Source organism: Veillonella criceti, from assembly GCF_900460315.1.
Lineage (GTDB): Bacteria > Bacillota > Negativicutes > Veillonellales > Veillonellaceae > Veillonella_A > Veillonella_A criceti.
Map to the genome: position 1 here is coordinate 381,013 of NZ_UHIO01000001.1, position 24,266 is coordinate 405,278.

A 24,266-nucleotide genomic window follows, 5' to 3' on the forward strand; every position below is an offset into this window, starting at 1 on the left:
TGAATCAGTGATATGAACTATCACAATTAATTTAATAGTAACTTTTGTCTCATCAAGAGTAGTGGAGGGAAAGGCCCTGTGAAGCTACAGCAACCATTCATTTTGAAAAGGTGCTAAGTCCGACGGTAATATGCCGAAAGATGGGGTTTGATTCCTCATCGCTTGGCTGATGAGGAATTTTTTTATGGAGGTAATGGGTAAATGGCTGAAAAACATGTTTTTTTCACATCAGAATCCGTAACAGAAGGTCATCCTGATAAAATTGCTGACCAAATTTCGGATGCTGTGCTTGATGCAATCCTTGCACAAGATCCAACGGCTCATGTTGCTTGTGAAACATTGGTAACAACAGGTCAGGTTCATGTAGTGGGGGAAATTTCCACTAAATGTTATGTAGATATTAATCATATTGTCCGTGAGACGATTCGTGAAATTGGTTATACGCGTGCTAAATATGGTTTTGACTGCGACACTTGCGGTGTTAATGTAGCAATTGATGAACAGTCTGTCGATATTGCTATGGGTGTTGATGATGCGCTTGAAACACGCGAAGGTGGTAGCGATAAATTTGATAAAATTGGGGCTGGCGACCAAGGGATGATGTTTGGTTATGCAACAAATGAAACTGAAGAATTCATGCCTATGCCAATCGCATTAGCTCACCGTTTATCCCGCCAATTAACTAAAGTGCGTAAAGAAGGTGTATTACCTTATCTTCGTCCCGATGGTAAAACTCAGGTAACTGTTGAATATGTAGATGGCGTTCCTAAACGTATTGAAACCATCGTAATTTCTACACAACATGGTCCTGAAGTTTCTCGTGAACAAATTGAAGCTGATCTTAAAGAGTTAGTTATCAAACCTGTATTGCCAGAAGGTTTCGTTGATGAAAATACGAAATTCTTTATCAATCCAACAGGCCGTTTCGTAATTGGTGGCCCTCAAGGGGATGCTGGTTTAACTGGTCGTAAAATTATTGTAGATACTTATGGTGGCATGGCTCGTCATGGGGGCGGAGCTTTCTCCGGTAAAGATCCTACAAAAGTAGACCGCAGTGCAGCGTATGCCGCTCGTTACGTTGCTAAAAACATTGTAGCGGCTGGTCTTGCTGATAAATGTGAAATTCAGATTGCGTATGCCATTGGTGTAGCAAAACCTGTATCTATTATGGTAGAAACTTTTGGCACAGCTAAGGTGGCGGAAGAAAAAATTGCTGAACTTGTTAAGAAGCATTTTGACCTTCGTCCAGCAGGTATTATTGAAATGCTTGACTTGCTTCGTCCAATTTACCATCAGACAGCAGCCTATGGTCATTTTGGTCGTACAGATGTTGACCTTCCTTGGGAACATACTGATAAAGCGGATGTTCTTCGCAAAGAAGCTGGTTTATAATTAAAATATCGTCATACAAATACTTATTCGGCACTTTAGTGAACCTTGTCGTTTTGTTATTTGTATGACGATTTTTTTATGTCTTTACAGTCGGCCCTTTATTTAAAAATATCGAAAAAAATGGTATAATAAAAAATACTGCAAAGGAGGGATAGTATGCGTGTAGCGGAGGTTATTATCAATCGTCCAGCAAAGAAAATGAATAGTCCATTCAGCTATGCTGTACCACCACATTTAGGTGAGATTGCTCCTGGTACACGGGTGGCTGTCCCTTTGGGGCGAACAAAAGAGGAAGGGATTCTCATTGGCTATCGTGACTTAGCAGAAGCTCCTACCTATGAAATTAAGCCGATTCAAGCAGTGTTAGATAAAGACCCTTGGTTTACTTCTGAAATGTTAAGTACGGCCAAAAAATTAAGTAAATATTATTTATGTGCTTTATCAGAAGCGCTGAGTTTATTTACGATTGATAAAAAACAATTGAAAAGTTATGAACGCCCTAAAGAACAGTGGCTAGTAGTGCAACCGTGGTTTCAACCAGAACATATTCCTATGAAACGGAAACGGCAACGTGAATTGGGATTTTATTTACAAGAGTTAGGTACAGCTTCTGTTCATAGTTTACAAAAAGACGGTTTTACCTTGCCTGTTATTAAACAAGTCATGACTTATGAAGGTATTATAGTAGAGGAACGGTATACACAGACTAAGACGAAGTTCAATGCTTGTGTGGTAAAGGAACTACCACTTACTGAGGAGCAGCAACAGTGTTATGAACCAATCAAAAGGGCTGTAACAACTTGTACAGCGGATACGTTTTTATTACATGGTGTTACGGGGAGTGGTAAAACACAAATTTATATGAAGGCAGCTAGTGAGTGTCTTGCTAACGATCGCATTGCTATTGTGTTGGTCCCTGAAATCATGCTAACGAATCAAATTGTGACTCGATTTGTAGAGGCTTTTGGTGATGAAGTTGTTGTATTTCATAGTAAGTTAACGATTAGTGAACGTTATAATAATTGGGAACGATTACGCCGCAAAGATAGTCATATTATTATTGGCGCTCGATCAGCTATATTCGCGCCTACCGACGATATAGGGCTCATTATTGTGGACGAAGAACACGATACTTCGTATAAACAAGAAGACATGATCCGTTACCACGCACGCAAGGTTGCTAAATGGCGTTCTGAAGCGAATCATTGTCCTTTAATATTAGGCTCAGCTACACCGTCGATTGAGTCCTATTATTTAGCTATGCAGGGAATATATCGTTTATTAGAATTGAAACATCGAATTTTTCATCAACCGTTGCCTAAGGTACAGATTATTGATATGAAAGAAGAAATGATGTATGGCAATTACTCTGTCTTTTCAGGCGCTATGAGTCATTTAATTCGTCAGACTTTAGGTAATAAGGAACAGATGATTATCTTATTAAATCGTCGTGGTTATAGTACGTTTGTCATGTGTCGTGAATGTGGCGAGCCCATTAAATGTCCTCATTGTGATGTGGCGATGGTGTATCATCAAAGTGGTGAGGCACTGCGTTGTCATTATTGTGAATATCATGAACCAGTGCCAAGAGTATGTCCTCATTGCGGGAGTCAGAAGATTAAATTCTTTGGATCGGGCACGCAAAAAGTAGAAGAGGAACTACAGCGTAATTTCCCAAAGGCACGTATTGCTCGGCTCGATCAAGATGTGACAACTAAGAAGGGGCAGGGTGAACAAATTCTTGCTGATTTTGGTGCGGGACAGTATGATATTCTACTGGGTACCCAAATGGTAGCAAAAGGTCATGATTTTAAAGGTGTTACAGCCGTAGGTGTATTGACAGCAGATTCGGTACTAAATATTCCCTTATATAGTGCGTCAGAGCGAACATTTGACTTGTTGACGCAAGTGGCAGGACGAGCTGGACGCAGTAATGGAAAGGGGCAAGTAGTAATTCAAACCTATAACCCTTTACATTATGCTATAATAAAGAGTAAGGCTCATGATTATATTGGCTTTTATAAAGAAGAAATACAAGCGCGTGAAATGTTAGGATATCCACCGTTAGGTGCGATGATACATTTTCGAATTCAACATAAAGATAAAGCTAAGGCCATGGCTATAGCTGAGAAAATTGTAAACGCTTTAGAGGTGTTTCTTGTTCCTGGTGAACTTGATATTATGGGACCTTACGAAGAAGGTATCAAGAAAGTACGTGATTTGTATCGTGTGGCTATTATGGTACGAGGTAATGATTTGAAGTCAATTAAAGACTTTATATATAATTCGTGGATTTTTACACAAGAAGGATTACATATTGATGTAGATCCTGTTTGATAGGAGGATATATGGCAGTTTTAGATATTGTAAAAGCGGGACATCCCGTATTAAAGAAAGTGGCAGAGCCAGTTGACTTTGTGAATAAAAAATTACGCCAGTTATTAGATGATATGGCAGAGACTATGCGTGTGGCTGATGGTTGTGGCTTAGCCGCTCCACAGGTGAATGTGTCTCAACGTATTATTGTTGTTGACGATGGTACAGGTTTACAAGAATTTATCAATCCTGAAATTGTTAAGGCTGATGGTGAACAAGTCGGGGTCGAAGGTTGTCTTAGTGTACCTGGCTATTTTGGTGATGTAAAGCGTTATCAAGATATTGAAGTTCATTATATAGATCGACATAATAAAAAGAAAAAATTAAAGGCTGAAGGCTTTCTAGCCCGTATTATTCAACATGAGATTGATCATTTAAATGGTATTTTATTTATTGAAAAAGTAGAAACTGCTTATAAATTGAAAGATGAAAATGCAGTGGCTATGGCAGAAGCTGAAATTGTAAAAGAACCAGCACAGGCATAGGAGGCATTCATGGATTCATTACGCGTTGTTTTTATGGGAACACCGGACTTTGCAGTGCCTACCTTACAGGCACTCATTGAGGGGCCTCATGAAGTGGTAGGTGTTTTTTGTCAGCCCGATAAACAAAAAGGACGTGGTAAAAAAGTACAAATGCCACCTGTCAAGGAATGTGCGTTAGCGGCCGAATTGCCAGTCTATCAACCTATTACGTTACGCGATGAAGATTCGGAAACATTACTTCGTACATTAGCTCCGGATGTAGTTGTTGTCGTAGCGTATGGCAAAATTTTACCACCATGGTTAATTCGATTGCCCCAATATGGCTGTATTAATGTACATGCTTCTTTATTGCCTAAATATCGTGGAGCCGCGCCGATTCATTGGGCTATTTTAAATGGTGATACAGAAACCGGTGTTACTATTATGCAAATGAATGATGGCCTAGATACCGGTGATATGTTAGACATTATTCCTGTATCGATTAAAGCTGGTGAAACAACAGGAGAATTATTTGATCGCCTAGCACCGATAGGGGGACAGGTCATTAATGAAGTGCTTGCTAAAGCTATGGCAGGTACTTTGCAGCCTGTAGTTCAAGAAGATGAGCTGGCTACTTATGCGAATAAAATTACTAAGGAGATGGGCGCTATAGATTGGCACCGTAGTGCCTTTGAAATAGCCAATCAGATTCGTGGCCTTAGTCCAGCACCAGGTTGTTTTACTTTTTTTGATGAGGGAAAACGAATTAAAGTTTGGCAAGCAAGTGAAGTAACGATTGAAACTTTAGATTTGTCGTTAATTGAAACAGCCAAAACAGCTACTGTAGGGACTATTATAGGGGTAAAAGAGAAAAGTTTCCTTGTAGCGACTGGTAATGGTGTATTAGAAGTTTTTGAAGTACAGCCAGATAACAAGAAACGCATGAATGCTGGCGATTTTTGTCGTGGTCATCAAGTAAAGGCAGGACTAATTCTGAATGCGTAATCAACAACAAAGCTTAGGACAATATCCTTTGTATTTTAAATTAACTTTTGCAGTATTTGTTATTCTTACCTTATTATGGGGCGTATTAGGGTATCTACTATGGCCTGGCCTACATCGTTGGGGGGAAGGCGTAGCTATTACAGCAGAAGTTATGTTAGCAGTCTTTCCCTTGCTATGTTGGGTAATGTGGGGAAGCATGGCGTTGGCTTCAACCAATCATTTGCGAATACATCCGATTTGGCTTCGGATTAGCAATCGATGGCTTTATGCCTTTTTTCCATTAGTCTTACTAATCGGTAAAGTGGTGGGAATCACAAAAGATAAAGCAAGCCAAGCCCTCATTGATTTAATCAATCATTTAGTGGAACTTAATTTATATAAGGTACCAGCTGAACGAGTGTTATTATTAACACCGCATTGTTTACAACAGAGTGACTGTGTACATAAAGTGACAACTGATGTACATAATTGTAAACGTTGTGGCCGTTGTCAAGTAGGCACTTTGCTTGATATTGCTGACACCTATGGTTGTAAATTTGTTGTTGTTACAGGTGGTACGCTTGCTAGATTAATGATTAAAAACATTCGCCCTAAAGCCATTGTAGCGATTGCTTGTGAACGAGATTTGGTAAGTGGTATGAATGATGTATTTCCTATACCTGTTATTGGTGTATTAAATGAAAGACCTTGTGGGCCTTGTTGCAATACACGGGTAGATACAGATAGGATTAAGGAAGTCGTGGAGAAACTAATTAATGGATAAGGTACAAAAATCAGGGAGAATTCAACAAGGACAAGTTAATATTCGACGTTTGGCTGTACAGGCCTTATTAACCATTAATCGTGATGGTGCTTATGCCAATATTGTATTACAGCAGGTATTAGCTGAGCATCAATTAAGTGATGTGGATCGACGCTTTTTTACAGAGCTTGTATACGGTGTTGTTCGACGACGTAATTATTTGGATGCTATTATTGAAGCATTGGCTAAGCGACCATTACGTAAATTATCGTCTATTGTGGTAGAGATATTACGATTAGGTTTCTATCAATTGATTTATATGGACAAAGTACCAGATAGTGCAGCCGTTAATGAAAGTGTAAAATTAGCAAAGAAAATGGCCCGTGGTCTTGATGGCTTCGTCAATGGCGTATTACGTAATTTTTTGAGAAATCGAGAGGCATTTAGCATTGATGAGTTAGCTAAGAGTGACGTAGAACGACTCGCCTTTATTTATAATCAACCTATTTGGCTATTAGAACATTGGCTAGCTATTTATGGGGAAGAAAAAACAATTGGTTTATGTGTTTGGTTTAATGAACGACCTCGTTTAACAGCCCGCATCAATACTTTAAAAAATTCAATTTCTGATACAATGGTTGCTATTGAAAAAGAGGGCTGGCATGCTGTACCGACGGGTAAGGTACCAGAGGCTATCTACATTACTAAACATCGAGGCTCTTTAGAATCATCCCCATTAGTAAAAGAGGGTCTATTAACATTTTCAGATGAAGCGTCTATGGCAGTGGCCTATGTAGTGGATCCAAAAGAGGGCGAACGCGTTCTTGATTGTTGTGCCGCTCCCGGTGGTAAAACGATGCATATGGCAGCACGAATGAATAATAAAGGTCATATTGTAGCTGATGATATTCATGAACATAAATTAGGCCTTATGGAAATGAATGCTAAACGTTTAGGTGTTACTAATGTAGCATTTCAATTACAAGATGCGACACGTTTACCGAGTGAATGGGGCGGTTCCTTTGATAAGGTATTAGTTGATGCGCCTTGTTCTGGTCTTGGTATTTTACAGCGAAAACTCGATATGCGTTGGCATAAATCTGCTGAATCGTTGACTACGCTGCCTATTTTACAACTCCAAATCTTAGAACAAGCAGCTAAGGCAGTTAAACCTGGTGGCGTTTTAGTATATTCTACGTGTACGATAAATGAAGCTGAAAATGAAGATGTTGTTACTACATTTTTAGCTAGTCATCAAGAATTTTCCTTAGAGGATGCGGCTCCATTTTTGCCATTTGAAGTAACGGGACCTATGATTACCTTGTGGCCACAACGAGATGAAATGGATGGTTTTTTTATAGCTCGTCTTAGAAAACAAGGGTAATCTTATAAAATTGATTACGTAAGGATATAATTATGATAGAATTATTAGGTAAGAACCTCACTGAATTGCAAGCTATAATTGTGGAAGCAGGGTTTCCAAAATTTAGAGCTAAGCAAATTATGGATTATATATATAAGCGCTATATTTTTGATTTTCAAGCTATGCAACAGTTGCCAGGCAATATGCGAGATTGGTTAACAACTCATTGTGCGATTTCGATTCCTGAAATTGTAACGGAAAAGACGGCACCCGATGGATTAACCAAAAAACTGTTATTGAAATTATCTGATGGTAATCAAGTTGAAACAGTCTTGATGAAGCAACATTATGGCAATTCAGTTTGTGTTTCCTCGCAGGTTGGTTGTGCCATGGGGTGTGTATTCTGTGCTTCAACGACAGGTGGGTTGTATCGTAACCTGGACACTCACGAAATAGTGGCTCAAGTATTATTATTTGGATCACTCCTAAAAGAGCGTATTCACTCTATTGTTGTTATGGGGGCTGGCGAACCACTTCAAAATTATACGAACACAATTAATGCGCTTCGTTTGCTTCACGAAAAAGAAGCGTTTGATATAGGGTATCGTCGTATGACCTTATCAACTTGTGGGGTTGTTGAAAATATTTATTTATTAGCTGATGAAGGAATTCCTATTACATTAGCCCTTAGTTTACATGCACCGAATGATGCCATTCGACGTGAAATTATGCCGATTGGAGCTCACTATAATTTAGAGAATGTCTTAGCGGCAGTAAAGACGTATTATGAAAAGACAGATCGCCGAGTTACTTTTGAATATATTTTAATTGATGGTATTAATTCATCTATTGAAAATGCTCATGAACTAGGCACATTAGTAAAGGATTTCCCCAATTGTAATGTTAACTTAATTCCTGTGAATGGAAATGAACATATTCAGCTTTTTAAACCGTCTCGACGCCAAATGGAGGCCTTTAAAAATATTGTGGCCTCTTATGGTGTGGCTGTTACGGTGCGTAAGGAAATGGGCGATGCGATTCAAGCGGCCTGTGGTCAATTAAAAGTACAACATGCACAAAAACAGTCAGAATAATTGAGGCATGTGTGAAGGAGGACCTATGAAAAGTATAGGCATGAGTAAAATTGGTTTAGTGCGTCAACGCAACGAAGATCGATTTTATATTGGAGATTCCTTTTGCATAGTCACTGATGGTATGGGTGGCTATAAAGGAGGCGAAATTGCTAGTACTATGGTAGTCGACACCATTGCGGCGGATATGCAAAATTGGCAAACTGTATCGGTAGACGCATTGCGTCAAGCCGTAGCCAAAGCTAATACTGCCGTTTTTGAACGCGTTCAGGCGACTCCAGCATTAGAAGGTATGGGGACTACCGCCGTAGTTGCCTATGTGGAAGGAACAACCTTATATTGGGCCAACGTAGGCGATAGCCGACTCTATGTATTTCATGAGGGGCAACTGACACAAATTAGTACTGATCATTCTATGGTACAAGCCTTGTATGATGCGGGGGAATTAGCAGCTGATGATATGTTGCAACATCCACAGCGCAATGTATTAACTCGTGCGGTTGGTGTTGGGCCTGTTGTTGATATTGATGGTGGTGCTAAAGAATTAGCATCAGGCGATAGAATTTTGTTGTGTTCTGATGGACTCACTGGTTATATTGAAGAAGCGGTGATTGAAGAGGCTTTTCGCAAGGAAGCTAAGGATGATCGACTTGTGGAAGATTTGATGACCTTAGTCTATGATCATGGCGCTCGTGATAATGTAACAATAGTGATTGGCACCATTGACTAGGAGTGAGGTGAGAACATGAAAGAAACAGCAACAAAATTACAAGGTTTAATCCTTGATAATCGCTATAAAATTATTTCTAAAATTGGCGTTGGCGGTATGGCCGATGTGTTTAAAGGGGAAGATTTATTGCTAGGCCGGCCCGTGGCCATTAAAGTATTGCACCAAAATTTTGCTGGTGATGATGACTTTGTAGCTCGGTTTAAACGAGAGGCACAAGCAGCTGGTAAATTAAGTCATCCTAATATTGTCAGTATGTACGATGTAGGCTTTGATCAAGGCTATCATTACATCGTTATGGAATATATTGAAGGGGAAACCTTAAAAGAGTATATTACTCGACATGAACGGTTATCTATTGATAATGCTGTTAAATTTACCATTGCCATTGCAGAAGGACTAGAACATGCTCATGCTATGGGGATTGTACATTGTGATATAAAGCCTCATAATGTCTTAATTACCAAGCAAGGTCGTATTAAGGTAACTGACTTTGGTATTGCCCGTGCTATGAATGCAGGCACAACAATGATGTATACTAATTCTATTATGGGTTCGGCACATTATTTATCGCCAGAGCAGGCGAGCGGTAAACCTGTTAATGGAAGTACTGATATATATTCATTAGGGGCTGTTCTTTATGAAATGCTAACAGGGCGCGTTCCTTATGAAGGTGAAACGCCTATTAGTGTAGCTTTGAAACATGTGCGTGAAAAGTTAATTCCGCCGACCCGTTTTAATCCGAGTATTCCTACCTTATTGGAGTCGGCTGTCATTAAAGCCTTAGCAAAACGTCCAGAAGAACGTTTTAGTAATATTACTGATATGATTGCGGCTCTTCGCATGTCCCAAGGATTTGTAAATAGTAATAGCGGACGTCGGGTGCCTCATGATTTCGGAACTCAGGTTATGGTGCCAGTTACTGAATCACCTTATGGCGATGTAGACGATGAGGATACTTATTATGGTGGTGAACCGATTAAAGAGGGCTGGTTAGCTAAACTTTCACGTTTGCCACAAAAATATATTTTATTAGGTGCCTTTTTTGTATTCTTATTGGCTTTTGCCTGGGCTTTCTTGAGTTTTGGCAATTTCTGGAGCAATGCTACCGTTGATGTACCTAATGTAGTAGGTAAACAGGTATCAGTGGCTAAACATATTTTAGAAGATAACCATTTGCGCGTATCGACTAGTGAAGTTTCTAATCCTGATGTACCAGCAGGACAAGTTATTTCACAGAGCCCTGAAGCTGGCGAACAGGTGAAAGAGCAACGAACAGTTCATCTGGTAGTAAGTAAGGGTGTAGGTGATATTACAATGCCTGATTTAACAGGTATGACCTTAGATCAAGCTAAAAGCCGCTTGAAAGGTTTAGGTCTTGTAGTTGGTAAGATTACAACCGCTTCAGAAGAGGGGAAAGAAGATGGCGTTATTCTTATGCAATCACCTCCAGGTGACTCTAAAGTAACAAAAGGAACGACCGTAGATATTACAGTCAATCGCGTGAAGAGCCAGAAAGTGGAATTACCTAATTTAGTTGGTATGACCATTAAAGAGGCAAAAGAAGCCTTGAGTTCTTTAGGGTTATCGGTAGGCCCTATTGGTGGTAGTAGTGATGAGGCGGCGCTAGTTACAGCGCAAAGTCCAGAACCAGGAAGTTCTTTAGATGCTAATACAGCTGTTTCTTTAACTGGTGAGGTTAAGAAAGAAGTACCAGCTCCAACGGCCACAAATAACACAGTCACTAAGGGTACCGTTGATATTACGGTTCCTTCTGGTAAAGCTAATCAATCTGTACGCATTGTAGTGGCTGATGATGCAGGTTCACATACTGTCTTTGATGGCACTGCGCAGCCAGGCGAACGAATTGTTAAAGATGTTTCAGGAACAGGTAAGGTTCAAATTCAGGTATATTTAAATGGTGCCTTAGTACAGGATCAAACATTGTAGGAGGAATATGAATACAGGCATTGTCATTAAAAATATGAATGGGTATTTCTATGTTCAGGATGAAGTAGGCAACATGCATGAGTGTAAGGTGCGTGGTCGCTTGAAACAAGGTCGTTATTCTTTGTTAGTAGGTGATCGCGTAACCTTTGATCCGGCGGGAACAATTGAGAAAATACTACCTCGCCATAATGAATTAAAGCGTCCTCATGTGGCTAATTTAGATCAAGTCATATTAGTTGTTGCAGCTCACGAACCAGATATTAATGAGTTATTACTCAATAAATTAATTGTTATGATTGAGCATGCTGATATTCCCTTAGTGCTGTGTATTAATAAATGTGATTTACAAGATGACAATACGGCTGCTTTAGAAGCTCTATATCGTCAAATTGGTTATACTGTTATTTTAACCTCTACACGGACTGGTGAAGGTTTGGATGTTTTAAAAACACAATTACACCATAAAGTAAGTGCTTTTGCTGGACCATCGGGGGTAGGCAAAAGTAGTTTACTCAATGCCATTGAACCTACATTTGCTTTTCAAACTGGGGCAGTGAGTGATAAAATAAAAAGAGGTCGTCATACGACTCGGCATGCTTCATTGTACAGTTTAGATGGTGATTCCTTTATTATGGATACGCCTGGTTTCAGTGCTATTGATTTTAGTGATATTTCAGAAGAACGTTTAACTTCCTTATATCCTGAGTTTTTAGCTGTGGAAGAAAATTGCAAGTTTAATCCTTGTTACCATGAACATGAACCGATATGCGGAGTGAAAGAGGCCTTAGCGGCTGGTCAAATCAGTACGGGTCGCTATGAATCCTATTTAGTCATTCGCGAAGAAATTCGCAGTCAAAGGAAATGGTGAGACTATGGTAAAAATTGCACCTTCTATGTTATCCGCTGATTTTGCGCGCTTACAAGAAGAAATTAAAAACATTGAATTAAGTGGGGCTGATTTATTGCACATTGATATCATGGACGGGCATTTTGTACCCAATCTTACCTTTGGTGCTCCGGTGATAAAGTCATTGCGTAAACACACAGCTTTACCTTTTGATGTGCATTTGATGGTAACAAATCCAGCTGATTATGTAAAAGCCTTTGCTGATATTGGAACAGAATATTTTACATTTCATGCAGAAGCGACACCACATATGCATCGGTTAGTGCAAGAAATCAAATCATATGGTATGAAAGCAGGGGTATCATTGAATCCGTCAACACCTGTGGCTATGTTAGAAGATATAGCCGCTGATTTAGATATGATTTTAATTATGAGCGTTAATCCTGGCTTTGGTGGTCAATCATTTATTCCTCACGCTGTACGAAAAATCAAAAAGGCTAAGGCATTATTTGATTATTATGAAAATAGTAATGGCGTTGTTGAAGTAGATGGCGGTGTTAATCTTGAAACGGCGCCATTAGTTCGTGAAGCTGGGGCTGATATTCTCGTAGCTGGGTCGGCTGTATTTGGTGCACCTGATCGGGCTGAGATGATTCGCTCTTTGCGTGGTTAATACTAAAAGCTCCTGACCTTCAGGGGCTTTTATTTTAAATTAATTGTGACCGTATAGTAGTAACGGTAAGCAGGAAGTAAGGAATATTCATGAAAATTGGTACTGACATTATTGAAATTGAACGTATTGCTAAAGCTGTCACTAAATCTCATTTTGCAACGCGTGTGTATACCTCTCAAGAACTTGCCTATGCTACGAGTCGTGGTAAACAACGTGATGCTTCATTAGCGGGGATGTATGCGGCTAAAGAAGCCTTTGTAAAAGCATTAGGCACAGGGTTTCGAGATGGATCTTGGCAAGATTTAGAAGTGTGTCGTGATAAATTAGGGGCCCCTTATATGGTGTTACAGGGGGTATTTAAAGATTTGTATACGAGCCGTGGTTTCACTCAATTAGAAGTAACGATTAGCCACTGCCGAACATATGCCGTAGCAACAGTATTATTGCAATAGTATTATCACTGTCTTAATCTATAAAGGAAAGGAGTTTATATGCGTATTTTAACAAAAGAAGAAGCAAAATTTATTGATCAATGGGCCCCTACTAAAGGTCACTTACCGCTAGCTCTATTGATGGAAAATGCAGGCCGAGGTGTAGCAGAAGCTATTGTAACCGCTACTGAGGAAGAGAATCGGTCTTTAGATGTAGTAATTGTGGCTGGTAAAGGTAATAATGGGGCTGATGGTTTAGTTGCTGCTCGGCAACTAGAAGAATGGGGGCATGAAGTACGTGTTGTGATTCCTTGTGATGATAAAAGTGGCTCACCATTATTTCAACAACAATTAGCCGCCATTGAGGCCTTAGAAATTCCTGTATTAACTTTAGCTGATGGCGATGTTTTTGAAGCTGCAGATGTAATTGTAGATGGACTTTTAGGTACAGGATTACAAGGTGAATTACAAGGACCAATTTTAGAACTTTTAGATCGCATGGAAGCCCATGTAGATACATATCCTGATACCCTGTTAGTTGCGATTGATGTACCATCAGGTCTCAATGCAAATACTGGGGCTGTAGCTGAGGGCACATTGGGTATGGATTTAACGGTTACCTTTGGAGCCCCTAAACAAGGCATGTGTTTATATCCTGGTAAATCATATTGTGGTGAAATTATTGTAAAGGGGTTAGGCTTTGCTTGGGAGACAGCTTTATTGGATGAAAGTAATGAACATTTTCCTACAGAATTAATTACGGCTGAGTTAATTGATGCTTTATTACCAGAACGAGAACCGACTTATCATAAAGGGTCTAACGGTCACACACTTATTATTGGTGGATCTGATGGCATGATAGGCGCGCCTTTATTGGCAGCAGAAGCGGCTGTTTATGCAGGGGCTGGTAAAGTAACGACTGTAGTACCTTCCGATTGCTTACGTATGTTACAAACAAAAATTATGCCAGAAGTTATGACAGGTTCATTCGGAAATTTACTTCATCTACGTATGCATAGTTCAGAAAAACAAGCCGTTGCTATTGGACCTGGGTTAGGACGCAATGAAGAAACAACCACGTTAGTGAAGAACTTTATGACTACAACAGAAGTTCCTTTAGTTATTGATGCTGATGCTCTTTGGGCATTAGGTCATATGGATATTGTAGGCCACGAATTTAGCAAACGAGAACGACCGGTGATTATGACACCGCACCTTGGAGAATTCGCTCGTCTTACAGGCCTTACCATTGACTCTATTGAGGCAAATCGTATTGAAGTAGCTCGTCAATTTGCTATTAAGTATCAGGTTGTATTAGTTTTGAAAGGGGCTCCTACGGTAGTAGCATCACCAGATGGGTTGGTGGCCGTTAATAGCAGTGGTAATGAAGGTATGGGCACTGGTGGTATGGGGGATACCTTAACAGGGATTATAGCTAGTTTATTAGGGCAAGGCTTGGAAGAAGTCGAAGCCGCTATGGCCGGTGTGTTTCTTCATGGAGCAGCCGCTGATTTTTTATATGAAACGCGCCATGTAGGTTTTATGCCATCGGAAGTAGCCCGTCAAGTACCTTATATAATGACGGAAGTAGTAGGCAGTGAATAATTTAAGTTATCCTCTTTTTAGGTGACATGAAACTATTTTATAGTTTTAAAATTTAATATAAAGTGTTTAAGGTGATGTATGCAATATTATATTAAACGTTGGTTAACATATATTACGCTAGTTATAGTGTTAGTAGTAGGCTCTTTATCTTTAAGTGGTTGTAATTTAGAAGCTTCTATTCCTAATATGGGCGCAGCTAACCATACAACGGCGACACAAAGTAATGATTCCCTATCTGGCACACTTGACGTATATACGTTAGATATTGGTCAAGGGGATTCTCACTTAATTAAAGTGGGTGATGACTATACTTTAATTGATACAGGTGATGTGGATCATCGTGATCGATTAATCGCTTTATTAAAGCAATATAATGTCTCTTCTTTAAAGAATGTTATTATTACACATCCTCATGCGGATCATATGGGCGGTTTTTATGCATTGATAAAAGCGGGGATTCCTATTGGACATGTGTATGATAATGGTATGGAAGGATCTACTTCAGTATATAAGACCTATTTAAAGAATATTAATAAGAAACAGATTCCTCATAGTGCGCTATATAAAGGGGCAGTCGTGGATTTAGGTCATGGTGCTACGTTTACCGTTTATGCACCAGAGGAAGGAAAGTATCTCTTAGATAATAAAGGTAGGCCAGACCCTAATGACAATAGCATTGTAGGCAAATTAACATTTGGTAAATTTTCTATGCTGTTTACTGGTGATGCGTCTCGGGCTGAAGAGAATCGACTTATTAAAGAAGAAAATACAAAATTAGCAAGCCGTGTTCTTAAAGTTGGCCATCATGGGAGTGCTAGTTCTTCACAAAAAGATTTTATTCGTTCAGTACGCCCTGAATTAGCGGTAATTTCTGTAGGTTTACATAATGATTATGGTCATCCTACTTCGCAAGCACTTAAACGACTTGCTGAAGAAAAAGTATTAGTCTATCGTACTGATACACAAGGCACAATTCGTATTCACACAGATGGGAACACGTGGAGTGTAACTACGGAACGATAAATCTTGTCAAGTAAAAAGTAAAAGTCCTTTAATTAAAACATACGCTCCTATAGGGATTGGAAAGTCCTGTTATATAAAGACTTTCCTACTATGGGAGCGTATGTTTGCTTTGTGAACAGTCTATGAAAATATTGAGCTTTTCAAGATTCTAAGAAATCTTATGTTATAATAAACTAAACATGTCCATATGGTTTACTAAATTAAATTAGGAAAGTATACGGACTTGTTATAATCTGTGTTATGTAGATAAATTACTTTAAAATTAAATACGAGACTTCATTAGGTCATAGGTTAGTGATAGGAGTGAGATTGTTGCGAAAACTATGGTTAGCTCTGTTGTTTACAGTTATAGCATTTCCATTATGGGCTATGTCTGTACGTGCAGCAGATGTAACAGATGTTAATTGGGTGACACGAAATGATGCACCTATTCCTTTTGTACGAGTTGTATTAAGTTTAACAGCTCCTGTAGAAGCATCAGCTTCGATTGATAAAGCGGGGACTACAACAACAGTACAGTTAAAAAATGTAAAATTAAAAACAAAAGACACATCCATTAATATGGATCCTAAAATTGCATCTAAAGCACAGTTAAAACAAACTGGCAAACATGTAAATGTTGTTTTGAATACTCCAACATCTATAGATGTGGGCGATATTAAAGTATTTTCTTTGAAAAAAGATAAAGTTAATAATAAACCAGATCGTATGGTTATTGATATTCAACAAAAAGGAGTAGCTCCACGCAGTGTCTATTATGGTAGTACACCAAAAGTAACGACTCCTAAAACAACAACTACAAGCACAGTTAACACCAATAAAAAACCAAATAAAAAAAATACAACTACGACTCAGCCAGTAAAACCGCCAACTGTGGTAGCTACAGCGAGTCAGCCTAAAGCAGTTACCGTTGATTATAAAACAACAGGTGGCATTGCTGGTAAAGTCATTACTATTGACCCTGGTCATGGTGGTAGTGATCCCGGTGCTATTGGGCCTACTGGTTTAATGGAAAAAAATGTAACATTGCCAATTTCTATGAAATTGAAAAAAGCCTTGGAAGCTAAAGGGGCTAAAGTTAATATGACCCGTACGACTGATGTAGACGTATATGGGCCTAATGCATCTGGTCCAGATGAATTACAAGCTCGTGTAGATGTGGGCACGGCTAATGAATCAGATCTTTTCATTAGTGTTCATATTAATTCATTCAGCAATCCAAATGTAGGTGGGATTTCGACATATTACTATGATAAGACACAATATGATACGCGATTAGCTTCACGAATTCAGGCTAAAATAGCGGATGAATCCGGCTTTGGTGGTGATCGTGGTATTCAGCCTGGCAACTTATATGTCCTTCGTCGTTCCTTAATGCCAGCAGTACTTGTTGAATTAGGGTTTATTTCTAATCCAAGAGAAGAAGCCTTACTAAAAACAGATAAAGTGCAACAGGCATTTGCTGACGAAATTGCTGATGGTATTGAAAACTATTTTAGGGGGTAATAACTATGTTACGTAATGTAAAATTATTGTCTACTACCCTCTTAGCGGTGATGTTATTGGTAGTTACCGGTTGTAGTTCAGTTGCTACTGAATCATCAGAGGGGACAAAATCAGCTGTCACATCGACAAGTAGTTCACAAGATAAGAGTACAAATGAAGCTAATGATAAAATGGCTAAAATGGTGGTCTATGTACCACGTGATGATGGTAAAGGTGTACGACCTCAGACAATTACCGTAGATAGTGATAAAAAGACGTTAAAATATGCTATTTCGTTCCTCTTTGACGAAGATAGCCGTCAAAGTTATCCTGTCTTTCCAAAACAAGTGACCGTTAAAGAGGTAAGTATTAAAGACGGTATCGCTCGCATTAACTTGTCTAAAGAATTTTTAGAAGGCGGTCAAGTTGATGGCTTAAGTGCTCAACTTCGGTTAGCCTCGATTGTGAATACGGCGACTAGTTTTGATTCCGTAAAGAACGTGTTACTCTTAGTTGATGGGAAAACACTTGAGACTTATGGTGGCTATGATGTAAGTGAACCGATGAGCCGCATGGAACAGCAGATTGTTAAATAAAATACATTGTTTAAAAAGTCGCAGTTTAACTTGATAACGTAAAGGACATACCACTTGTTGGTGTGTCCTTTTACTATTTGCTCTATATAATGAGACACAATTTGAGATGGAAAGAACACTGAACCATTCGTTAAAGTATGCTATAATAATAACGATTCATAACTTGTATACTAATAATAGGAGAGGACTATGAAGGTTTCAGACACCGGTGAATTTGGTTTTATTGATGCTATTAAAACAAATACGCTCTTTGATGAGTCTACCGTAGTAAAAGGAATTGGTGATGATTGTGCCATATATCGGGCGGCCATTGGTTACGACCAATTAATAACCACGGATATGATGGTCGCAGGTATTCATTTTTCCTCTCAAACGACAACACCTTTTGATGTGGGGTATCGATTAGGGGCTGCCAATATTAGTGATATTGCGGCCATGGGCGGAATCCCGCGACAGGCTGTAGTAGCCGTTGCAATGCCTAAAGATACAGAGGTTAGTTATATAACATCTGTTTTTGACGGGCTAAAAGCTATATGCCGTACTTATGCAGTGAATCTTATAGGTGGAGATACAGTTACAACAACAGGGCCATTAACACTAACGGTAACGCTTATTGGTGAAGTTCCCGCTGGTCAGGCCCTTTTACGCAGTGGTGCCCAAGTAGGAGATATAGTGATAGTCACTCATCATATAGGTAGTAGTGCGGCTGGCTTAGCGTTGTTGTTGGCGGGCATAACCGATGAACAATTTGCCGTTTGTAAAAAAGCGCATCAACGGCCTGAACCACAAGTCATCTTAGGTCAATGGTTGCGACAACAAGGAGCGACTTCGTTAAATGATATTAGTGATGGTTTAAGTAGTGAACTTAATGAAATAGCTAAGGCTTCAAAGGTGAATATAGAAATTGATAGTACCGCTATCCCAATTCATAAATCTGCAGTACAAGTAGCTCAACAGTTAGGCGTTAATCCTTTGGAATGGGCTTTATATGGTGGTGAAGATTTTCAATTGGTAGGTACAATGCCAGCTGCGCTCCATTCTGTGATAGCTAAGGAAGAATCTATTCATTGTATTGGTCGCGTAGTATCTGGTGCTGGACAGGTTATATTAAGAACGGCAGACGGTGAAACATATCCTTTAGAGGCTAAAGGATATGATCATTTTAAATAAATAATCATAAAGGAGACATTACATTTATGATAGATAATAATACGATGACGCAATGCTTACATTGTTGTACAGCTACTGTCACAGATACAGAACAATTAGGATATCAATTAGGTAAGTTTTTAAAAACTTTTTCAAAACCACTTTGCATGGCTTTAGTGGGGGATTTGGGTACGGGTAAAACCCATTTTTCCCAAGGTGTAGCTCGTGGTTTTGGTGTTACTGATGAAGTAACAAGTCCTACATTTGCTCTTATGAATACATATGATACAGAAGCTGGTACATTGTACCATTTTGATGTGTACCGACTAGATGATGTATATGAACTAGAAAATATTGGTTTTAGTGAATTTACAGAAGATACATTAAGTTTAGTAGAATGGGCTGATAAATTTCCTGATGCACTGCCTTTGGAAGTGTTATGGATAACATTAACGGCACAAGCTGACGGAAGTCGCCTCAGTGTATGGCAAACTTCAGAGCTTACAGAAGCGGAGCTCTTACAAATAGGAGGACAGTATGTACTTAGGGATTGAAACGAGTAGCGCCGTATCAAGTATTGCCTTGATGAATGAAGCTAAATTGGTGGGAGAACTGACTGTGCAAGCAGGACTTACTCACTCAGAACAATTGGTGCCACATATTGAATTATTAATGGAACAAACGGGTGTTAATAAAACAGATATTCGAGGAATAGCTGTTAGCATAGGTCCTGGTTCTTTTACGGGACTACGCATCGGGCTAGGTACGGCTAAAGCCTTGGCGTATGCTTGGAAAGTACCTCTTCTAGGTGTCATGACAATGGATGTATTAGCTCATAATTTTTGGCAATTTGAAGGCTTACTAGCCGTTATGATTGATGCGCAAAAGAAGAATGTCTACGAAGGTGTATATCGCTGGCTTGATGGGCATATAGAATGTATTCAACCACCAACCGTAAAAGTACGAACTGAAGCCTTAACCAGATTAGGCGAACAAGAAGAAGCTGTTACCATAATAGGTGATGGCATTGTAAAAGTGGCTTCTTCAGTGAGTGAATATGGCTCTCAACTTCAAGTGGGGCCCGCTTCATTGCGGATTCCAAAAGCTAGTAGTTTATTACTAGCTGCGTTACCGCGATTTTTACGCAATGAGCCTGATGAAGCTTCGACAATAGCGCCTTATTATATTCGCCAGTCTGAAGCGGAAGTTGTTTGGGCTGCTAAACATCCAGAATTGGCTGCCAAAATGCAAGGCCAAGAGCCTACCGTCGTAGTCACTGAAGCAGCGTCTGATTTAAGCGACGAGGTGCCTCATGCTTAATTTACGAGTGGCAACCTTAGATGACAAGGATGCTATTTTTGAAATAGAAAAAGCTTGTTTTTCCATACCGTGGTCTTTAGATTCAATCACTACGGAACTATCAGAAACAGAACAACGATTATACTTAGTAGTTGAAGCCGAGGGCCAAATTATTGGTTATGCTGGTGCCTGGCTCGTATTAGATGAGGGACAAATTACTAATATTGCTATTCATCCAGACTTTCGTCGTGAAGGATATGGTGTTATGCTGACCCGTAAATTAATTCGAGAATTATTTAAGCGGGGGATGAATGAAATATTTTTAGAAGTACGCATTTCTAATGTAGCAGCCCTTACTATGTATCGCCGTTTAGGATTAACCGTAAAAGGATTACGGAAAAATTATTATACAGCGCCCGTAGAGGATGCGTATATTATGTCAATTATTAGAGAGGAGGCCCTGGTGTGAAAGATATTTATACACTAGCCATTGAAAGTAGCTGTGATGAAACATCGGCGGCCGTATTAGTCAATGGTCGCCAAGTATTATCTAATGTTATTTCGAGTCAAGTACCAATTCATCAAAAATTTGGTGGTGTTGTTCCAGAAATTGCATCACGTCATCATATTGAACAAGTGATTCCTGTAGTTGATCAAGCCTTACTCGATGCTAAGGTGAATCTAACTGATATTGATCATATTGGCGTAACTTATGGACCAGGTTTAGTCGGTTCTTTATTAGTTGGTGTGGCAGCAGCTAAAGGGCTGTCTTTTGCTACGGGAATCCCATTAATCGGTGTCCATCACATGGAAGGTCATATTTTCGCTAATTTTTTAGCGCATCCTGAATTAGAACCGCCTTTCTTGAGTCTTGTTGTTTCAGGTGGTCATACAATGCTTGTGGTTGTTAAAGATTATGAAACTTATGAAGTCCTTGGACAGACGCGCGATGACGCAGCTGGAGAGGCTTTTGATAAAATAGCGCGTGTTATGGGGTATCCATATCCAGGGGGCCCACAAATTGAAAAAGTAGGTGCTACGGGTAATCCAAAGGCCATTGATTTTCCAAAAGCATTACAAGAAAAAGGCAATTTTGAATTTAGCTTTAGTGGCTTAAAATCAGCCGTGCTTAATTATTTAAATAGTGCTAAACAAAAAGGGACACCGATTAATGAAGCTGATGTGGCGGCCTCTTTTCAACAAGCAATTATTGATGTACTGGTGCATAAAACTTGTGAGGCGGCTCATGAAACGGGCCAAACAAAAATTACATTAGCTGGTGGAGTATCTGCGAATAAGCATCTTCAAGAGGCGCTCGCTGCTATGTGTGAACAAGAAGGCTTTACTTTTTATCGACCTAGCTCTATCTTGGCCACTGATAATGCCGCTATGATTGGCTGTCGTGCATATTATATGTCTAAAGCAAACAAATTTACTGATTTACATTTAAATGCAAAACCGTCTATTCCATTAGGTCAATCATAAGGTGGCGACTGTATGTTTAGGGACCATTTACAGCAATATACTGAGTTATCTGAGTCACAGCAACGTTTATTGCTTCAAGTAGCTCAATTACTTCCTTTTGGTGCTTCATTGCCACAACAGGATGTGTGTATTTTCACAGCTACCTGTGACAATCAAATTTTGGTCTTTGGGGCTATTAAAGACTGGCCTGAACAACATATAGATACACAGAGTATCTTATTGAACCGTTATGAAGTCAGTCTTTGGCAAGAACTTTTACAGTCAGGACAAGCTGTTAAAGGATTTATGGAACTTCAATATGGGCACTTGGCTAGATTATTAGCATTTCCAATTATAGACAATGGGGGTAAATGTATTGGTGGCTTAGCTATTATTCATAATGGCTTAGAACCCAATACAGATGCCTTGTTATTAGAAGCTTCTGATGTGCTAGCTGAAACAACGTATATGGCTATGATTGTCCCTCAGCAGAACCAAAATGAACTGTATAAACCCTTGTCATATCAAGATGGTATTATTATCTTTGATGAAGCTGGCAGTATTTTATATGCAAATGAAGCGGCTGCCCATTTAGTTGACTTACTCGGCTTTGATCGTCGGTTATTAGGAACTTCTATTTATGGTGGTTCTTTAAAAATGAGCTGGGTCAAACAAGCCATTCGTGAACATCGAGGGGCTATTGCAGAAGAAATCTACGGTGATATTATTGTTGAACAAACGATTTTACCGGTAACGGGAGGCAGTCGCGCTAAACGAAGCTTTCTATTTTTAAAAGATAAAACAGCCTTGCGTCGTAAAGAGCAAGAATTATTAGTGAAAAACTCTGTTATTAAAGAGATTCATCACCGTGTTAAAAATAATTTACAAACAGTAGCTGGTTTATTGCGCATGGAAGCTCGCCGTTCTGATTCTGAAGCGGTAAAAAAAGCATTACAAGAAGGGGTTAGCCGTATTGAGAGTATGGCTTTAGTTCACGAAGTCATTTCTCATTATGAAGAAGATTATATAGAGTTACGCACTATTGCTGAAGAATTAATTCGACTTTTGAAACGAGCTTTATTACATATTGATGATGTTGTTGTCTGCGAATACGTAGGGGACTCCATTTTATTGTCATCACAGCGGGCAGGTTATGTGTCTCTGATTTTAAATGAATTGATTTCTAATAGTTTTGAACATGGTTTTGGTAAAGGTGGTCATATTACAGGGGCCGTACCAAATACTAAGTCATGTCATTGGAATGATGAGCAGGTACCGACTCTTTGTATAACAGCAAAACTTTCAGCTGGTCAAATTACTCTGACAGTGGCTGATAATGGCTATGGTTTGCCTGAGAATTTTGATTGTAATACTTCAAAACGTTTGGGATTACAAATTATAAAGAATTTAGTAACGAATGAATTAGGTGGCACGTTTCAAATTAAAAATGGTGAAACAGGCGGAACTGTAGTAACAATCCAATTTGCCGAAGGTAGCGAATAAAGACAGGGCATGGTAAATAGAAAAGAGAATAAAGAGTTTGAGGAGATGGCAATGAAAGTTTTAATTGTAGATGATGAATCCTTAATTCGTATGGATTTACGAGATCAATTGGAAGCTGCTGATTATGAGGTTATTGGGGAAGGGCGAAATGGTGTAGAAGCCCTTAAGTTAGCTAAAAAATTAAAACCAGATGTAATTTTGATGGATGTCAAAATGCCCGAGTTAGATGGCATTGAAGCGGCCAGACAAATACGACACAATCAGTGGGGCCCCGTTGTGTTATTAACCGCATATAGTCAACAAGATTTAGTAAAAAAAGCGGGGCAGTCAGGGGTTTATGGCTATTTAATTAAACCTGTTAGAGAAGATCAATTGGTACCGACATTAGAAATGGCCTATCACCGTTATGCAGAAGAGTTAGCACTAAAATTCAATATTGAAAACTTAGAAAATACGCTGGAAGAACGTAAATTGATTGCAAAAGCGACTGGAATTTTACAAAGTTTGTATCAGATAACGGAAGATGAAGCTTACAAGCGATTACGTTCTTTTAGCATGGATAAACACATTACGCTTGTTGAAACTTGTCATAAAATTATTAGTGCTAGTAAAAAACGCAGTGTATAAACATTGCGTTTTTTTATAAATAAAAAGTCAAAAAATCAAAAATAATACTTGCAATTATTTTCAATTCGGATATAATAATACTTGTAGTTAGCACTCAAGGTTAGTGAGTGCTAACAAAATAAAAATTTACAATCCATTAGTACAAAGGAGAGATTGACAATGATGAAACCTTTAGGCGACCGTGTTATAATTCGTGTCCTTGAAAAAGAAGAAAAAACAAAAAGTGGCATCTTTTTACCAGATACAGCAAAAGAAAAACCTTCCGAAGGTGAAGTAGTTGCCGTAGGTGCTGGTAAGGTATATGACAATGGTCAACGTGTTGCTCCTGAAGTAGCAGTTGGTGATAAAGTAATGTTCTCCAAATATGCCGGTACAGAAGTTAAAATTGATGGTGTAGACCATCTTGTAATTAGCGAACGTGATATTTTAGCTATTTTATAATTCACAATAGCAC

24 protein-coding genes and 1 riboswitch are annotated in these 24,266 nt (G+C 39.1%); all 24 genes read left to right on the forward strand.

What is annotated here, in order from left to right; genetic code table 11:
• Window positions 1–46 precede the first annotated feature (46 nt).
• A riboswitch (SAM riboswitch) is annotated at window positions 47–147 on the forward strand.
• Between the two features lie 54 nt (window positions 148–201).
• The 24 genes from metK to groES all read left to right on the forward strand — a co-directional run bounded on the left by metK (window position 202) and on the right by groES (window position 24,253).
• Complete coding sequence (gene metK, locus DYE54_RS01760) at window positions 202–1,392, forward strand: methionine adenosyltransferase (RefSeq protein WP_115309616.1); 1,191 nt, start codon at window positions 202–204, stop codon at window positions 1,390–1,392.
• A 156-nt stretch (window positions 1,393–1,548) separates the two neighbouring features.
• A complete protein-coding gene (gene priA / locus DYE54_RS01765; protein WP_115309617.1) occupies window positions 1,549–3,729 on the forward strand; it encodes a replication restart helicase PriA in 2,181 nt (726 codons plus the stop codon).
• Between the two features lie 11 nt (window positions 3,730–3,740).
• Window positions 3,741–4,253 carry a peptide deformylase gene (gene def / locus DYE54_RS01770; protein WP_115309618.1) on the forward strand — a complete coding sequence of 171 codons (513 nt, stop codon included), beginning with the start codon at window positions 3,741–3,743 and terminating at the stop codon, window positions 4,251–4,253.
• Between the two features lie 9 nt (window positions 4,254–4,262).
• Window positions 4,263–5,237: a methionyl-tRNA formyltransferase gene (gene fmt / locus DYE54_RS01775; RefSeq protein WP_115309619.1), complete on the forward strand. Its 975-nt coding sequence runs from the start codon at window positions 4,263–4,265 to the stop codon at window positions 5,235–5,237.
• Window positions 5,230–6,000 carry a DUF116 domain-containing protein gene (locus tag DYE54_RS01780; protein ID WP_115309620.1) on the forward strand — a complete coding sequence of 257 codons (771 nt, stop codon included), beginning with the start codon at window positions 5,230–5,232 and terminating at the stop codon, window positions 5,998–6,000. The genes fmt and DYE54_RS01780 overlap by 8 nt, the downstream gene beginning before the upstream one ends.
• Window positions 5,993–7,363 carry a 16S rRNA (cytosine(967)-C(5))-methyltransferase RsmB gene (rsmB, locus tag DYE54_RS01785; RefSeq protein WP_115309621.1) on the forward strand — a complete coding sequence of 457 codons (1,371 nt, stop codon included), beginning with the start codon at window positions 5,993–5,995 and terminating at the stop codon, window positions 7,361–7,363. The genes DYE54_RS01780 and rsmB overlap by 8 nt, the downstream gene beginning before the upstream one ends.
• A 32-nt stretch (window positions 7,364–7,395) precedes the next feature.
• Window positions 7,396–8,436 carry a dual-specificity RNA methyltransferase RlmN gene (gene rlmN / locus DYE54_RS01790; protein WP_115309622.1) on the forward strand — a complete coding sequence of 347 codons (1,041 nt, stop codon included), beginning with the start codon at window positions 7,396–7,398 and terminating at the stop codon, window positions 8,434–8,436.
• 25 nt (window positions 8,437–8,461) lie between these two features.
• Window positions 8,462–9,163, forward strand: a complete 702-nt coding sequence (locus DYE54_RS01795) for a Stp1/IreP family PP2C-type Ser/Thr phosphatase (RefSeq protein WP_115309623.1) — start codon at window positions 8,462–8,464, stop codon at window positions 9,161–9,163.
• Window positions 9,164–9,178: 15 nt separating this feature from the next.
• On the forward strand, window positions 9,179–11,110 hold the full coding sequence (gene pknB, locus DYE54_RS01800; RefSeq protein WP_115309624.1) for a Stk1 family PASTA domain-containing Ser/Thr kinase: 1,932 nt from the start codon (window positions 9,179–9,181) through the stop codon (window positions 11,108–11,110).
• A 7-nt stretch (window positions 11,111–11,117) separates the two neighbouring features.
• Entirely contained in the window at window positions 11,118–11,978 is an 861-nt protein-coding gene (rsgA, locus tag DYE54_RS01805; RefSeq protein ID WP_115309625.1) for a ribosome small subunit-dependent GTPase A, read from the forward strand.
• Between the two features lie 4 nt (window positions 11,979–11,982).
• Window positions 11,983–12,630, forward strand: coding sequence for a ribulose-phosphate 3-epimerase (gene rpe / locus DYE54_RS01810; protein ID WP_115309626.1), 648 nt, complete (start codon window positions 11,983–11,985; stop codon window positions 12,628–12,630).
• An 89-nt stretch (window positions 12,631–12,719) separates the two neighbouring features.
• The gene (gene acpS, locus DYE54_RS01815; protein WP_115309627.1) at window positions 12,720–13,082 is read left to right on the forward strand and encodes a holo-ACP synthase; all 363 of its coding nucleotides are present in this window, start codon (window positions 12,720–12,722) and stop codon (window positions 13,080–13,082) included.
• 39 nt (window positions 13,083–13,121) lie between these two features.
• A complete protein-coding gene (locus tag DYE54_RS01820) occupies window positions 13,122–14,666 on the forward strand; it encodes an NAD(P)H-hydrate dehydratase (protein ID WP_115309628.1) in 1,545 nt (514 codons plus the stop codon).
• A 78-nt stretch (window positions 14,667–14,744) separates the two neighbouring features.
• Window positions 14,745–15,689: a ComEC/Rec2 family competence protein gene (locus DYE54_RS01825; RefSeq protein ID WP_115309629.1), complete on the forward strand. Its 945-nt coding sequence runs from the start codon at window positions 14,745–14,747 to the stop codon at window positions 15,687–15,689.
• Between the two features lie 303 nt (window positions 15,690–15,992).
• Window positions 15,993–17,195, forward strand: a complete 1,203-nt coding sequence (locus tag DYE54_RS01830) for an N-acetylmuramoyl-L-alanine amidase family protein (RefSeq protein ID WP_479694052.1) — start codon at window positions 15,993–15,995, stop codon at window positions 17,193–17,195.
• Between the two features lie 5 nt (window positions 17,196–17,200).
• Window positions 17,201–17,770 (forward strand): GerMN domain-containing protein, encoded by a 570-nt coding sequence (locus tag DYE54_RS01835; RefSeq protein ID WP_115309631.1) that lies wholly within the window; start codon window positions 17,201–17,203, stop codon window positions 17,768–17,770.
• Between the two features lie 189 nt (window positions 17,771–17,959).
• Window positions 17,960–18,940 (forward strand): thiamine-phosphate kinase, encoded by a 981-nt coding sequence (gene thiL / locus DYE54_RS01840; protein ID WP_115309632.1) that lies wholly within the window; start codon window positions 17,960–17,962, stop codon window positions 18,938–18,940.
• A gap of 26 nt (window positions 18,941–18,966) precedes the next feature.
• The gene (gene tsaE / locus DYE54_RS01845; RefSeq protein ID WP_245935677.1) at window positions 18,967–19,473 is read left to right on the forward strand and encodes a tRNA (adenosine(37)-N6)-threonylcarbamoyltransferase complex ATPase subunit type 1 TsaE; all 507 of its coding nucleotides are present in this window, start codon (window positions 18,967–18,969) and stop codon (window positions 19,471–19,473) included.
• Window positions 19,457–20,239 carry a tRNA (adenosine(37)-N6)-threonylcarbamoyltransferase complex dimerization subunit type 1 TsaB gene (gene tsaB, locus DYE54_RS01850; protein ID WP_115309633.1) on the forward strand — a complete coding sequence of 261 codons (783 nt, stop codon included), beginning with the start codon at window positions 19,457–19,459 and terminating at the stop codon, window positions 20,237–20,239. Before tsaE ends, tsaB begins: the two co-directional genes overlap by 17 nt.
• Entirely contained in the window at window positions 20,232–20,687 is a 456-nt protein-coding gene (rimI, locus tag DYE54_RS01855) for a ribosomal protein S18-alanine N-acetyltransferase (RefSeq protein WP_115309634.1), read from the forward strand. The genes tsaB and rimI overlap by 8 nt, the downstream gene beginning before the upstream one ends.
• Window positions 20,688–20,692: 5 nt before the next feature.
• Complete coding sequence (gene tsaD / locus DYE54_RS01860; protein WP_115311064.1) at window positions 20,693–21,703, forward strand: tRNA (adenosine(37)-N6)-threonylcarbamoyltransferase complex transferase subunit TsaD; 1,011 nt, start codon at window positions 20,693–20,695, stop codon at window positions 21,701–21,703.
• A gap of 12 nt (window positions 21,704–21,715) precedes the next feature.
• A complete protein-coding gene (locus DYE54_RS01865; RefSeq protein WP_115309635.1) occupies window positions 21,716–23,185 on the forward strand; it encodes a sensor histidine kinase in 1,470 nt (489 codons plus the stop codon).
• 51 nt (window positions 23,186–23,236) lie between these two features.
• Window positions 23,237–23,812: an ANTAR domain-containing response regulator gene (locus tag DYE54_RS01870; protein WP_115309636.1), complete on the forward strand. Its 576-nt coding sequence runs from the start codon at window positions 23,237–23,239 to the stop codon at window positions 23,810–23,812.
• A 159-nt stretch (window positions 23,813–23,971) separates the two neighbouring features.
• Window positions 23,972–24,253 carry a co-chaperone GroES gene (gene groES, locus DYE54_RS01875; RefSeq protein ID WP_115309637.1) on the forward strand — a complete coding sequence of 94 codons (282 nt, stop codon included), beginning with the start codon at window positions 23,972–23,974 and terminating at the stop codon, window positions 24,251–24,253.
• The last annotated feature ends 13 nt before the right edge of the window (window positions 24,254–24,266 follow it).